At 56.2% G+C, this 13,073-nt stretch carries 13 protein-coding genes; 8 read left to right on the top strand and 5 right to left on the bottom strand.

The features are described from left to right. Positions 1 to 99 precede the first annotated feature (99 nt). From nadA to B3759_RS16160, 3 genes are all read left to right on the top strand, one after another. A complete protein-coding gene (nadA, locus tag B3759_RS16150; protein ID WP_291367588.1) occupies positions 100 to 1,080 on the top strand; it encodes a quinolinate synthase NadA in 981 nt (326 codons plus the stop codon). 29 nt (positions 1,081 to 1,109) lie between these two features. Next, positions 1,110 to 1,964 (top strand): carboxylating nicotinate-nucleotide diphosphorylase, encoded by an 855-nt coding sequence (gene nadC, locus B3759_RS16155; protein WP_291367590.1) that lies wholly within the window; start codon positions 1,110 to 1,112, stop codon positions 1,962 to 1,964. A 441-nt stretch (positions 1,965 to 2,405) separates the two neighbouring features. Next, positions 2,406 to 3,506, top strand: a complete 1,101-nt coding sequence (locus tag B3759_RS16160) for a radical SAM protein (RefSeq protein ID WP_291367592.1) — start codon at positions 2,406 to 2,408, stop codon at positions 3,504 to 3,506. A 56-nt stretch (positions 3,507 to 3,562) separates the two neighbouring features. On the opposite strand, the gene der is transcribed toward B3759_RS16160, so the two are convergent. Genes der through B3759_RS16175 form a run of 3 tightly spaced genes read right to left on the bottom strand, consistent with a single transcriptional unit; the run spans position 3,563 to position 7,251 of the window. Then, complete coding sequence (der, locus tag B3759_RS16165) at positions 3,563 to 5,071, bottom strand: ribosome biogenesis GTPase Der (protein WP_291367594.1); 1,509 nt, start codon at positions 5,069 to 5,071, stop codon at positions 3,563 to 3,565. Positions 5,072 to 5,114: 43 nt separating this feature from the next. Further along, positions 5,115 to 6,503, bottom strand: coding sequence for a PQQ-binding-like beta-propeller repeat protein (locus B3759_RS16170; protein WP_291367596.1), 1,389 nt, complete (start codon positions 6,501 to 6,503; stop codon positions 5,115 to 5,117). Positions 6,504 to 6,561: 58 nt separating this feature from the next. Then, positions 6,562 to 7,251: a hypothetical protein gene (locus B3759_RS16175; RefSeq protein ID WP_291367598.1), complete on the bottom strand. Its 690-nt coding sequence runs from the start codon at positions 7,249 to 7,251 to the stop codon at positions 6,562 to 6,564. Between the two features lie 234 nt (positions 7,252 to 7,485). On the opposite strand from B3759_RS16175, the gene B3759_RS16180 reads away from it, so the two are divergent. After that, on the top strand, positions 7,486 to 7,821 hold the full coding sequence (locus tag B3759_RS16180; protein ID WP_291367600.1) for a hypothetical protein: 336 nt from the start codon (positions 7,486 to 7,488) through the stop codon (positions 7,819 to 7,821). Here the strand turns inward: B3759_RS16180 and B3759_RS16185 are convergent. Next, entirely contained in the window at positions 7,815 to 8,864 is a 1,050-nt protein-coding gene (locus tag B3759_RS16185) for an enoyl-CoA hydratase/isomerase family protein (protein ID WP_291367602.1), read from the bottom strand. The genes B3759_RS16180 and B3759_RS16185 overlap by 7 nt on opposite strands. Positions 8,865 to 9,041: 177 nt before the next feature. On the opposite strand from B3759_RS16185, the gene B3759_RS16190 reads away from it, so the two are divergent. Next, positions 9,042 to 9,494 (top strand): flavin reductase, encoded by a 453-nt coding sequence (locus B3759_RS16190; protein WP_291367701.1) that lies wholly within the window; start codon positions 9,042 to 9,044, stop codon positions 9,492 to 9,494. 212 nt (positions 9,495 to 9,706) lie between these two features. Here B3759_RS16190 and arsC read toward each other — a convergent pair whose 3' ends face one another. Then, positions 9,707 to 10,066, bottom strand: coding sequence for an arsenate reductase (glutaredoxin) (gene arsC / locus B3759_RS16195; RefSeq protein WP_291367604.1), 360 nt, complete (start codon positions 10,064 to 10,066; stop codon positions 9,707 to 9,709). 191 nt (positions 10,067 to 10,257) lie between these two features. Between arsC and B3759_RS16200 the strand changes: the two genes are divergently transcribed. From B3759_RS16200 to B3759_RS16210, 3 genes are all read left to right on the top strand, one after another. Further along, on the top strand, positions 10,258 to 10,461 hold the full coding sequence (locus tag B3759_RS16200) for a cold-shock protein (RefSeq protein WP_099349223.1): 204 nt from the start codon (positions 10,258 to 10,260) through the stop codon (positions 10,459 to 10,461). A gap of 95 nt (positions 10,462 to 10,556) precedes the next feature. Then, positions 10,557 to 11,720 carry an L-dopachrome tautomerase-related protein gene (locus B3759_RS16205; protein ID WP_291367607.1) on the top strand — a complete coding sequence of 388 codons (1,164 nt, stop codon included), beginning with the start codon at positions 10,557 to 10,559 and terminating at the stop codon, positions 11,718 to 11,720. A 375-nt stretch (positions 11,721 to 12,095) separates the two neighbouring features. Next, positions 12,096 to 12,701 carry a transglycosylase SLT domain-containing protein gene (locus tag B3759_RS16210; RefSeq protein WP_291367609.1) on the top strand — a complete coding sequence of 202 codons (606 nt, stop codon included), beginning with the start codon at positions 12,096 to 12,098 and terminating at the stop codon, positions 12,699 to 12,701. Positions 12,702 to 13,073: the final 372 nt, after the last annotated feature.

Below are 13,073 nucleotides of genomic sequence, written 5' to 3' on the forward strand. Positions count from 1 at the left end.
AGAGGCCTCGCTGAAAAGTGTGGCAATGTTCACTTGAGGGAACAGGTTTCTGTCTCTATATGCTCAATCTGAGCATAACGATGAGGCAGGCCCGATCCGATGACAACGCTCCTCGCGGACTCCCGAGATACGCTTTTCCAGCCTGTTGCTGGCGTGATGACACGGCAGGACTGGGAGCGGCTTTACGCGGACGATATTGAAGCAATCCTGCGCCTGAAACGTGAGAAAAACGCCGTTATCCTCGCGCATAACTATCAGACACCGGAAATCTTTCACTGCGTTTCCGATATTCGCGGAGACAGTCTGGCTCTGGCGCGGGAAGCCTGTAATCTGGACGCCGATATCATCGTAATGGCGGGCGTTCACTTCATGGCGGAAACCGCCAAGCTGCTGAATCCTGCCAAAAAAGTGCTGATCCCGGATACGCAGGCGGGGTGTTCGCTGGCGGAGGGCATTACGGCGGATAATGTCCGGGCGCTCAAGGCCGCTTATCCTGGCGTTCCTGTCGTGACCTATGTGAACAGCACGGCGGCGGTCAAAGCTGAAACCGATATCTGCTGCACGTCGGGCAACGCGAAGAAAGTCGTCGAAAGTCTCGGCGTGCCGCGTGTCATCATGATCCCGGACGAATTTCTGGCAAAGAATATCGAAGCGGAAACAGGGATCGAAATGATAACCTGGCCTGCGCACTGCGAAGTTCATGAGCGCTTCACGCCCGAGGAAATCCGCCAGTATCGTCGTATCCATCGGGGTGTTGTTGTCATCGCTCACCCCGAATGTCCGCCGGAGGTGGTCGCGGAAGCTGATTTTTCCGGTTCCACAGCGCAGATGATCGACTGGATCGCCCGGGAAAGACCTGAAAAAGTGCTGCTGGTGACGGAGTGTTCCATGAGCGACAATCTTTCGCTGCTCTATCCGGACACGCGGTTCGTGCGTCCCTGCAATCTCTGCCCGCACATGAAACGCATCACTCTCGCCGGGATCAGGAAGTCTCTGGAAACACTCCAGACGGAAGTGACAATTCCCGTGGAGTTTCAGGAGCCTGCGCGGCGGGCTGTCGAACGTATGTTGGCTGTCTGAGTAGTATCGAGAAAAATAAAGGTGATGTTATGAACGCAGCCTATCTTCCTTCGATCATGTGGGAACCGATGGTGCGGGGCGCGCTGCTGGAGGATTTCGGCATTGGCGGCGATGTCACCACGGAAGCGCTCGGACGGTCAGACGTTGTTCTACAGGCTGTTTTCCGTGCGAGAAAAGCAGGCGTTATCGCAGGACTTCCCGGTGCGGCGCTGGCTTTTTCCCTGCTCGATCCTTCCGTGACGTTCGATGCCGTGGTCAAGGACGGACAACGGGTGGAAGAGGGTGAGACTGTGGCCAGAGTGATCGGCCCGGCCCGCGCCATACTCGGAGGGGAGAGGACGGCGCTGAACCTGCTGTGTCATCTTAGCGGCATCGCCTCCACCACGCGGAGCATTGTGGATATTGTTCAGGACACGAAAGCCCGTGTCTGCTGCACGCGAAAGACGCTTCCCGGTTTGCGGGCTTTTCAGAAATACGCCGTGCTTGCAGGTGGTGGTTCCAACCATCGTTACCGGCTTGATGATGCTATTCTCATCAAGGACAATCACATTGCGCTCTGCGGCGGTAGCATCACAGCGACACTCGACTCTGCCCGCCAGCGTGCGGGGCACCTCATGAAGATCGAGCTTGAGGTCGACACTCTGGAGCAGCTTGAAACGGCGCTTGAGCACGGCGGAGCCGATGCGTTTCTGCTCGACAATATGAGCACGGATCAGTTGCGGACAGCGGTTGCGCTGATTGACGGCCGTGCCGTTGCAGAAGCCTCAGGCGGGATCCGACCGGATACGGCACGGGCCATAGCCGAAACTGGCGTTGATATCCTGTCTCTGGGCTGGCTTACGCAGACGGTAACGGCTCTCGATATCGGACTGGACATCGCGTAGGCCGATTCAGAGAGTTCATGACTTTGTGAAGTGTGGGGCGGGCTGCGTACTTTAGCCGTAAACGCACAAAAATCTGAAGCTGTCCGGCAACAATATGCCTGTCAGCTTCCTTGCCTGTTACAATAAAATGATTGGGCCGATTGCAGTCTGATCGCCGATACTCTTCCCATGCAAAAGCACAGGATAGCAGGCGCTTGATGCGTTGGTCATGGCTGTTCTGAGGAAACTTCGGGTTGGAGGCGGCGTTTTATCCGCCAATGAATGTCTTCAAATTACACTACCCGACAAATTCCAGCACGTGAGGTGCAAGGGCTGTTGGCGGGATAGAGATATTCCAAAATGTAACTAAAGGTTTCTCTTGAAGTGTAATAAAAGCGACATATCTGATTGAATGGAACCGACCGCGCTCAATAAGTGACAAGCGTTAATGAAGGAGTGTCAATGTCTTCGCAGTCTCGTCTCGCAGCATTTACGGCCTCCCTTCTGCCTGCTGCCATTGATGTTTCAGTTACGGATTACTGCAACGCCGATTGTGACTTTTGCGGCTTCGCAAAGTCAAAGATGAAAGGAAAGCCGCGCCATTTCATCGACGCCGATGAATTTGTCCGCGCTCTTCCGATCCTTGCTGAACGCGGCATTTCCTTAGTGGACTTTCAGGGCGGCGAGCCTCTGCTTCACCCTGAAATCATCCGTATGGTTTCCGCCGTTCGCGACCATGGGATGAAGACCAATCTGATTACGAATGGCTGGTCACTGCCCACTCATGCTCGGGAACTTGCCGGAGCCGGTCTGAAGGCTCTTTTCATTTCCATCGACAGCCATGACATGGCTCTCCATGAGAAAAACCGTGGTCTGAAAGGGGTGGAGGAGCGCATCAAGGACGGCATTGCCCTGATGAGCACTTACGGTATCCCGGTCATGGCCTCCGTGACCGTGTCGCGCCTTGTCGATATGCGCAGATTACCGGACACCTTGGGTGCGCTGGGTTTCAGCGGTGTGACCTTTTCCTATCCACGGCGTGAAGCCTTTGAGTCTTCGTCTCTCGTTTTCAACGAGAATAGTGAGCTGATTGATTTCACTGACGCCGAACTGATTGCTGTGCTCGATCAGATTCTGGAAATGAAAAAAGAGTTTCCTGTCCTGAATCCAACAGCTTCCGTGCAGGATATCCAGCGCCATATTCGCGGTGAAAAAGAACATTTCCCCTGTGTGGGAGGTTTCAAATACTTCTACATGGATTGGGAGCTGAACGTCTGGCGTTGCGAAGCCTGGAACAAACCGATGGGTTCTGTCTTTGACTTCGCCAAATTACCTGATGACAGAACCAAGTGCACTGCCTGCACGATGTCCTGCTACCGTGATTCCAGTACCATGATGTTTGCGCCGCTGGCAGCATCAGCTGCGCTGGACAAGCTGACGCATGCTGAACCGGTGCAGGCGGTCAAAACCCTGTTTGATCCACGTGTCATGGAATCAGCAAAATCGGCCATGCAGGAAGCTGGCCTGCTGCTTCGTATGTGCAAGGGTTACGCCCGAAGCTGAGAGGGTGTTTCCTGAACAGCGGGAAACTGTTCAGGAAATCTTCTGAAGTGAGATCTTCAGTCCCGCTCGTCTGCGTAAGGGTTTTTCGTTCCGCGCAACTGCAGACGAATAGGCACGCCGGTCAGACCAAAGGTCTCACGCAGTCCATTCACCAGATAACGCTTGTAGTCGTCAGGCAACTGTTCGGCGCGCGTGCCGAACACCAGAAAGGTCGGCGGGCGGCTTTTGACCTGCGTGATGTAACGCAGTTTCAGGCGTCTGCCCTGAACCAAAGGTGGCGCGTGACGCTCCAGCATCATGTCGAACCAGCGGTTTAGTTCGCCTGTCGGGACGCGGCTGTTCCAGATCTCGGCAGCGTGGCGGACAGCAGGGAGCAATTTCTGTACACCCGCACCGGTCTTGCCGGAGAAGGAAACGACTTCGATCCCCTTCATCTGCGCCAGTGAGGTCTGGAGACGATCATAGATCGCCTGACGCGTGGCGGTGCGATCTTCCACCGCATCCCATTTGTTGAGCGCCAGCACGCAGGCCCGGCCTTCACGTTCGATCAGACGGGCGATCTGGAGATCCTGCTCGTGCAGACCAAGCGTGGCGTCGATGACCAGAACCACAACTTCTGCACGCTTCAGCGCTTCAATCGTCGCGGAAGTGGACATCTTTTCCAGATGTTCTTCAACGCGTGCTTTCTTACGCAGTCCTGCCGTATCGACAATCTGCACTTCGCCATGTTCGTCGCGCAGCAGCACGGCAATCGAGTCACGTGTCAGACCGGGTTCCGGCCCGGTAATCATGCGTTCCTCGCCGAGAAGGCGGTTCATCAGGGTCGATTTACCAGCGTTCGGCCGACCGACGAAGGCGATCTTCAGAACGCCCGGTTCTTCGGTCTCGTCTTCGATAAAAACGGCTTCTTCACCAAATTCTTCCGGGATTTCATCAACTTCACCCGTGAGAGCGGCAAAACTGACGGTCTCTTCAACTGGAGCTTTCGGTTTCGCCTTCTTTTTTACAGGCTTCTCTTCAGCGACAGGCGGCAGAATACCCTGAGGCAGGGCGTCGACAATTTCCGTCATCAGATCGGAAATGCCTTCGCCATGTTCAGCAGAGATGCCGATGGGCGTGCCAAGTCCCAAGGAGAAAGCTTCCATTGCAGAAGCCGCACCAGCACGTCCTTCCGCCTTATTGGCGACCAGCAGGACCTTGCGGTTCTGGCGGCGCAGCCATGTAGCGAAATGCTGGTCGGCTGGCGTGATTCCGGCACGGGCGTCGATGCAGAACAGGATCAGATCAGCCTGCTGCACCGCCAGAGCGGAAGAGTTCTGCATACGTCCGAACAGCGAGTCAGGAGCCGCTTCTTCCAGACCCGCCGTGTCGATCAGACGGATCGTGCGGCCGCGCATCAGCGCCTCGCCTTCCTTGCGATCACGTGTCACGCCGGGAAAGTCTGCGACCAAAGCGTTCCGTCGTCCGGTCAGACGATTGTACAGGGTGGATTTCCCGACATTCGGGCGTCCGGCGATCACGACCGTCGGCAGGCCAGAGGCAGGAAGCGGGGCTTCCGGCCGCATAGGTTGTCTTGGTCCGCGCTTTCCGGACTTTGTGCGTGGGCGATCAGCCATAGGAATTGAGGTCGCCTCGGTTATCGATGATCAACATTTGTCCGTCAGAGAAGATGGGCTCGACCGTGGTCGGCGCGGGAAGGGTGTCGATGGAAATAATTTTACCTGTGACAGGATCGAGAGAAACGATGCCGTTTGCAGGAAGTGTGCTGACGCAGAGCAGTTTACCGCCCGCCAGAACAGGTCCTGTCCAGGCGACACCGTCTTTTCGGGCGTCAACGCGGGCATACTGGCGCAGCTGAGTGATCCAGCGGACCTGACCGGTAATACGGTCAAGGCAGGCCACCTGTCCATCAAGGGTGATGACATACAGCCAGTCCTGCACGACGAGAAGAGGGGAGGCACCAGCAATGGCCCGCTCCCAGAGACGTCGTCCCGAACGCATGTCAAAAGCGACCAGCGAGGCTGACACGCTCATGGCGTAGGCTGTGCCATTCTGAATGACGGGCAGGCTGCGGATGCAGGAAAAATCGCCAGCGCCAGCCATGCTGCTGCCAGCCCCCAGCGTATCACTCCAGACGACTTCGCCACTTTCCTCTCGCAGGGCGACGATATCACCGGAGCCGAAACCGGCCAGCACAACGCCTTCCACGACAGCGGGAGCCGGAGCGCCGAACATCACTGTCGGCGCCATGCTGGCGGCATAGGTCCAGAGTTGATGCCCGGATGTCGCATCAAGAGCGAAGAGGCGCGCATCAATCGTGCTGAAGAACACGCGGTTCTTTTCGATGGTTGGAGCCGAGCGGCCCGGCGTGCCGACGTTGACGCGCCATTTTACCTTGCCGGTCGCCGCTTCAACCGCGACTGTCTCCGCAATGCCGTCCACGATGTAGAGCGTGTCGCCATTCACGCCCAGACCACCGCCCAGATTGCTGGACTTCATCCGGTGCGGCTTGGGGTTGAATGTCCAGAGGTGACGCATCTCCGGCCATGTGAACGCCCTGACATCTCCTGTCGCATCCAGTGTGAAGATGCGTCCGCCCTGGATGACAGGAGAGGCTTGCAGAATGCTCTGTCCGTTCGATCCAAGGGCAATGAGAGCGAGTGGATCTGGCTCAGACGTGCTCGAACCGATGGACCGGGTCCAGCGACGCTTCAGGCCACCCCATGCATAGTTCGATCCGACATGACTGGGTGTGCGGCCGCTCATCGGCCAGTCTGTTGTTGAGACCGGAGCCGGCAGGGTGATCGGCGTCAGGGCATCCTTGCTTCTGGTGACGGTCAGACCGCCATGCGAAGGGAGCACTGGAACACGGTGACCGACCACAAGAGGCTTTTTATCGTCTTCAAACAGGTGACAGCCTCCAAGCGGCACAACGGCGGCTCCGGTCAGCAGTTTGAGAAGAAAACCGCGGCGGCTGTCAGAAGGTGGCTGGTGCATGAAAGGCTCTCGGCAGACGGAGTAGAAAGGAAGAAAGAACGATCCTGATCCCCGGGGTTTACCCCTGTTGGTCGAGGGTTTGCAGCATGCCGCCAGCACGCATCCGCACGCCGTTGGGCGCATTGTAATCCTGCTGCAGGCGGGTCAGACGGTCACGGGCGGATTTCACGTCGCCAGCCCGTAGATCGAGAGTCGCCAGCTGCTCATTGGCGAGAGCCGCAAAGGGCTTGCTTTCATTGGAAAGCAGAGACAGCCGCGAACGGATGGTCGCGATGTCACCGCTATCCACCTGCCACTGGCACCACAGAAGGGTTGCCATATGGCGCAGCGTCGCATCCAGCTTTGTATTCTGCTGAATGTTGTCCCAGATCCTGAGCGCTTCCTGCGTCTTGCCGTGCGTGGCGTAGGAAGACGCTTCACGCAGTTGCGCAAGTGTCGCCAGCCCTGACGGGGCGGCGTTTCCGACATCTGCGAGAGTTGTCAGAGCTTTCTGCTGGGCCGGTGTGAGAGGCAGGCTGGTCCCCGCGACTGAGCTGTCTGCACCCAGATCGTGCAGAGCACTCATATAGGTGGTGGATTTTGCGAGGGCTTCCTTATGGAGGCTGGAGAGGTGATATTCCCAGCCGCCGATCCCCGCTCCAATGAGAACAAGACCGGCAAGACCAAGCCCCGCGAATCGACGCGCACTTTTGCGGAGGCGTTCCATCCGCATGGCGTCATCCACTTCCCTGAAAATATCGTCAGCCACGGGAACCCACTCTCTCCTTTCGATAAGGCCGTGACGAGCCATGATTCCCCGGAGAAATCACGGCATATTCCCATCACAACCTCAAGAACTGACCGGACAATAACCGGGAGCCAGCCCCGCGGCAAACCTGTTCCTTGAGCCAGTCATGCAGGTTGAATTCAGGCGGCCAGATTATCGGGTTGGGGAAGGGGGTGCGGTAAGCCTTTATTCACCCGAATGACGCACACTGCGACCATGCACAGCACGCGTCTTTTTGTCCTCTGTCTTCTGCCGATGCTCGCGGGATGTTCTGCTCCGCAGATCGGTTCGTTCGCCATGGGGCGGACATGCAGCACGTCCGAACTGATGAAAGGCACGGGCTGGTGTTCGCCTCCGGAAACGCCGCCGCCGCCCCAGCCTTATTGCACGCAGGGGTGGAGCGGTGTGGACTGCTGGAGCCGCCCGGACCTCATGCCCAACGTCGCCCGATCCGTTGCGGAAGGCCCCACAGGTCTCACGGCCGAGCAGAATGCTGTGAGGCTGAACAAGTCCTATACGGATGCGCCTCCATCCAACCAGAACAGCTACTGAACTTTAAAGCAGCGCTCTACAGCGTCTTCCTTCACCTCTGACAGGGAGGCCGGAGACCAGCGCGGCGTATTGTCCTTGTCGATGACTCTGGCTCTGACGCCTTCAGAGAAATCGGGGCGCGAGATCATGTGCAGTACCAGCTGTGTTTCGAGAGCAAAGGCGTCGTCGCATGAGGCATGGGTGGCATGGAGTTTCTGCTGCATCCGCCACGTGACATGAAGTGAGAACGGGCAGAGGCAGCGCAAGGTAGTCAGGTCCGTTTTGGCCCAATCCTGATCCGAGGCTTCCAGTCGCGAGAGCAACACCGGCACCCCTTCATGAGGCCCCATATCTTCCACATTATAGAGTGTGCTGATCGCCTGAGGAAATGCGTCCGAAAGTGACGGGATGTCCGTCGTTGCGTAGCGTTTCAGGATAGCGTCTTCTGAAAATGTGTCGCTGAGCAGTGCGGCCTTCAGTGCCTCCAGTTTCTCGGAAGACACAAGGTAGTCGGCGAAGCCCATGGTGACGGCTTGAGCGCCAATCATCCGGTCGCCTGTCAACGCCAGTCGCAGTCCGTAGGGACGAGGTGCCTGCGCCAGAAGCCAAGAGCCTCCTGCATCCGGCGTCAGTCCGATCAGATTTTCAGGCATGGCGAGGACCGAGCGTTCCGTGACCACCCGATAGCCGGCGTGCGCACCCAGTCCGACGCCGCCCCCCATTGTGATGCCATCCATGATGGTGATGACCGGTTTCGGATAGTCGGCGATCATCTGCATGGCCTGATAGGGAATGACCATGTTCCTGTGCGCGGCTTTCGGGCCATCTTCCTGAATGGTCATGTAGAGAGACTTGATATCGCCGCCCGCACAGAATGCCTTGCTGGATGAGGAATCTATGAGAATTCTCTGGATGGCGGGGTCATCACGCCATTCGGCAAGCGTGTCCATAATCGCTTCAGCCATGGCGCGATCGACCGCATTGAGGTTTCTCGGTCTGTCGAGTGTAATATAACCGACATGTCCGTGGCGGCTGCTTCGGATGGTGCTTATAATGTCCTGCATACGGTAACCCCTGTTACCAGCGTTTCTGAAGCGGTCGCATTCATTCAGAGTTTATATCTGGTTGCGACAATCCATTTAATCGCTAAGGGGTAGACTGTATGAAGGGGCCACGACTGCACGACTGCGTGAGAGAAGGGAAGAAATTTGAGCGTTGACGGAACTCTCTTTCGGGAGGCCATGGCGCGTCTCGGCGCGGCTGTTACGGTCGTTACGACGGGAACTCTGGATGAACCTGTCGGGTTCACAGCCTCGGCCGTATGCTCGGTTACGGATGATCCACCGACCCTGCTCGTCTGCCTCAAGCGTGCGAGTCGTGTGCGGGAGGCTTTCCGTGAGGGTGGCCCGATGTGCGTCAATGTTCTGGCGTCCGCCCAGCAGCATCTGTCTGATCGATTCGCCAGCGCTCTGGATGCCGTAGAACGATTTGCGGTCGGCCACTGGACAACGCTCGAAACCGGTGCGCCGTGTCTTGAAGAAGCCGTTTCCTCGCTTGATTGCCGCATTGAACGGATTGTTGAAGTCGGTACGCACAGTGTGCTGTTTGGTCAGGTGCAGGCCGTCAGAATGGGAAGTCCGGTTCCAGCGCTTGTCTACTTCAACCGTGCCTATCATCATCTGCCACACAGCTGAGTTCGTCTCTTTCCCGGAATTTTCCTCTTTTCAACGAAAGATCATGTCATGGCGACGTGTAGCCCCAAAACTGAAGTGCCTGTTATCACTCTCCGTGCTCTTCTGATTGCTCACGCCTGTCTGGCTGTGTTCATTGCACTCATGGCGTGGCTTGATTGGTCTCTTCCTAACTGAGTTTCGGAGGATCCATCGCTGGATCCACGCACATGCCTTCAGGTAGTTGCCGGTAGTATTTCCCGCACGATTTCCGCCGGGCGACAGACACGGGTACCGAGAGTGGTCACGACGACCGGCCGATTTAGCAGGATCGGATGGGTCGAAATCGCGGTGAGAATCTGCTCATCCGTTGTGTCCTTTTCCGTCAGCTTGAGTTCCGTCGCCAGAGGTTCCTTGGTTCTGAGCAGGCTGTGAGCTCCTGAGGGCAGGCGACTAGCGAGATCGCGCAGGGTCTCAAGATCGGGTGGCGTCTTGAGATAATCGACGATCTTCAGATCTGTAATTTCGTCCTTGAGAATGTCCAGAACCTTGCGGGACGTCCCGCAGCGTGGGTTGTGGTAGAGTATTGCCTGCATCGGGCTGTTTTCCGCTCGTGGTGAAGAATGAGGGGCTCGGTGCAGAGATCTTTCTGTCAGCCCATAGAGTCAACCAGATTGAAGTGTTTGTGGAGACTGCGGCAAGAATTCTCTTGCCAGTCTTTGATTGTCGGTTTCGTATGGTGCCAGAACGGAGCTGAGGGCTCCGGTTTCCCGAGAGGATAAAGAGTATGGCTACCGGCACTGTGAAATGGTTCAATGTGACCAAGGGTTACGGCTTCATCAAACCTGACGATTCCGACAAGGATGTGTTTGTGCACATCACAGCCGTTCAGGCCGCCGGGTGGCAGGGACTGGCGGATGGCGAGCGTCTCAGCTTTGATCTGACAGAAGATCGCGGCAAGACAGCTGCGACAAATCTCCAGAAAATCTGAAGCGTTCCTGAAAGAACGCTCTCTGCTGAACTGAAGAAGGAAATCCCCACAGGCCTCCGGCTGGTCCGGAACCGTCCGTGGCGAGATGTATTTTGATGACAATTTTTCGATCATTGAGAGGCGGACTGCTCTCCGAAGCTTCCCGGACGATTGCGGCCTGCGCGTTGTTGGGACTACTGGGTGCGCCCTTGGTGGCGCACGCAGCTGATAGCGTGGAACAGAGCTTTGTTCCGTCAGGTAATGTGCATGTTCTGGCACGGTTTTCTGATGCGCAGCCTTCCGGCATCGCTCATCTTGCCGATGGTCGGTTTGTACTGTCCTTTCCCACCAGCGCGCAGACGCATCCCGGTCCGGTGCTGGCTGTCTGGAAAGGCGGTTCGGAACTTCAGCCATTTCCCGACGCCGCGACCCAGAAAGAAATGAAGTCCCCTCTGGGCATGACCGTAGATGCTCAGGGCAGATTGTGGGTGATCGACGAGGGTGTTGTCGCAGGGCAGACAGAACCCCAGACGCCTGCGATCATTCTGATTGATCCCCGCACGAACAGCATCGTTCAGCGCTTTGCGCTGACGGCTCCGGTTGTGCTGCCGGACAGTCATATCAACGATATTCGTGTCGATCTGACGCATGGCAAAAGCGGAACGGCCTTTATTTCCGATACGTCCCAGACAACGCATCCGGCTCTGATCGTTCTCGATATCGCAAGTGGTCAAGCCAGGCGGATTCTGGCGGAAGACAAAAGTGTCAGTGCGGTGGCGGGTCATGTCATGGAAGTGGACGGCAAGCTGTTCCGTTATAACCCGGACCACGCGCAAATGCCGCAGGGTGGGGTCAACGGCATTGGCCTCAGCGCAGATTCTTCCCGATTGTTCTGGACGCCTTTTTCTTCAAGGCGTCTCTACAGCGCGCCAACAGCCGTGTTGTCTGATCCTGTGATTAGCGAAGCCGGTCTCATTCAGGTTGTACGTGATGAAGGTGAAGTCGGTGTTGTCGATGGCATTTTCACCGCTCCCGATGGCAATCTCTATATGGCTGACGAGGAACGGCATGGGGTTGTTCGCCGGACACCTGATGGCACTCTAAGCCTTGTTGCACATGATCCCCGCCTTATCAGTCCGGATAGTCTCGCCTTGGGCGAGACCGCAAACAGTCTGATCATGACGGTTGGCCAGTGGGCCAGATTGCCTGTTTTCCATGATGGTCATGACATGCAGCAGCGTCCCTATCTGGTCGTGCGCATTGATCTGAAAAACAGATAGTCAGTTTTTCAACCGGGGTATGTTGCCTGACAGCCCCGGGTGTCTGTGGAAGTCTTTCCTCCAGACAACTGCTCGATAGATGAAAGTCTGCATGATTTCCAGATATGCCAGTAAAATGGGCAACGGCTTGTTCTGTTGATCGTGGCGAGGTTCGCTGTGACTCGTGCGTTTTCTGACAGCGACAGCTAGAGAAGAGTGGGAATAATCCTCTTCACATAAAAGCTGAAGATATAGCTTTTATGTGAAGAGCGCATAAAAAAAATCCATGAAGACTAAGCCCGTTCCGTTCATTTTAATACAATCCTAAAGAACCCATTCGATATTGGTTTTATGAACCAATTTTTTGGATATTGGCTTGTTATAGCTGGCCTTATCATGGGGCTTGCGTCGGCCAAGGCACAGGCCGCGCAGAATGTCTCGTGCGACAAGGCAGCGGCTATTGTGGAGAACAGCCTGGATATTCCTCAGGGTCTGCTTGTTGCGATTGCGCGGGTTGAAAGCAATAACCAACCCCTTGCTGTCAATGTAAACGGACTGACTGTTTCCTTTTCCCGTCAGGAACTGGCGGTCGATGCCGTAAAAACAATGCTGAAATCGGGTGCTTTCGGTCCTCGGCCACATGTCGATATCGGATGTTTCCAGATCAATCTCGGCTGGCATTCCGATGCATTTCCGTCGATTGAAGCAGGTTTTGATCCCGTGACAAATGGACTGGCAGCAGGTCTTTTCCTGCGCGAAATTCATGCAAAGACGGGTAACTGGCACGAAGCAGTCGCCCGTTATCACGCGGCTTCTCAGGCTGGAGCCCGTTACGCCGAAGCCGTTTTCCGGAAATATGAGGGCCGTTCCGGACAGAAGGCGACGGGATACTATGCATCGCCGGAAGGAGAAGCCGCCGTGTTGCAGCATGAGGGGCGAAGCTGGGTTAAAACAGCATCCGCATATGGAGTGACCGTCTTTGAACCTGATGCCGGACAGTGATCATTATTCTGCGTAAATTCTGCCCATATCAATCGGATCGCACGTGCAGCGTCAGTCTGGTTAGGGAAACAAGACCGCGATTGCGTCGTGACTATTCCGCATTCATTCATTGCGGTCATGCGCTCCATCTGATTGCTAGTGGAAAAGAAGACTGTCTTTCCAGAATGAAAAACCCACCGAAATGGTCATCGTTTCAAAGCACTATTGTTATAAGTGTGGGCTGAAAAGAGACGGCGAGGGTTGCCCCAGATAGGGGCTGGGACAGTTCTTGCTCTTCATGCCTTTTTCGAGGATGCTTTTTCTTGTGTTCCATGCGGTTCATCCTCTCTTGGCCGCTGTGAGGAAGGTATGGGGAGGGAGATACCCCGAGGT

Source organism: Acetobacter sp. UBA5411 (assembly GCF_002409645.1).
GTDB lineage: Bacteria > Pseudomonadota > Alphaproteobacteria > Acetobacterales > Acetobacteraceae > Acetobacter.

Bases quoted from the DNA above. Each gene is read 5' to 3' on its own strand.
- nadA (WP_291367588.1), top strand. From the start codon at position 100: ATGACAACGCTCCTCGCGGACTCCCGAGATACGCTTTTCCAGCCTGTT.
- nadC (WP_291367590.1), top strand. From the start codon at position 1,110: ATGAACGCAGCCTATCTTCCTTCGATCATGTGGGAACCGATGGTGCGG.
- B3759_RS16160 (WP_291367592.1), top strand. From the start codon at position 2,406: ATGTCTTCGCAGTCTCGTCTCGCAGCATTTACGGCCTCCCTTCTGCCT.
- der (WP_291367594.1), bottom strand. From the start codon at position 5,071: ATGCGGCCGGAAGCCCCGCTTCCTGCCTCTGGCCTGCCGACGGTCGTG.
- B3759_RS16170 (WP_291367596.1), bottom strand. From the start codon at position 6,503: ATGCACCAGCCACCTTCTGACAGCCGCCGCGGTTTTCTTCTCAAACTG.
- B3759_RS16180 (WP_291367600.1), top strand. From the start codon at position 7,486: ATGCACAGCACGCGTCTTTTTGTCCTCTGTCTTCTGCCGATGCTCGCG.
- B3759_RS16185 (WP_291367602.1), bottom strand. From the start codon at position 8,864: ATGCAGGACATTATAAGCACCATCCGAAGCAGCCGCCACGGACATGTC.
- B3759_RS16190 (WP_291367701.1), top strand. From the start codon at position 9,042: ATGGCGCGTCTCGGCGCGGCTGTTACGGTCGTTACGACGGGAACTCTG.
- arsC (WP_291367604.1), bottom strand. From the start codon at position 10,066: ATGCAGGCAATACTCTACCACAACCCACGCTGCGGGACGTCCCGCAAG.
- B3759_RS16200 (WP_099349223.1), top strand. From the start codon at position 10,258: ATGGCTACCGGCACTGTGAAATGGTTCAATGTGACCAAGGGTTACGGC.
- B3759_RS16205 (WP_291367607.1), top strand. From the start codon at position 10,557: ATGACAATTTTTCGATCATTGAGAGGCGGACTGCTCTCCGAAGCTTCC.
- B3759_RS16210 (WP_291367609.1), top strand. From the start codon at position 12,096: ATGGGGCTTGCGTCGGCCAAGGCACAGGCCGCGCAGAATGTCTCGTGC.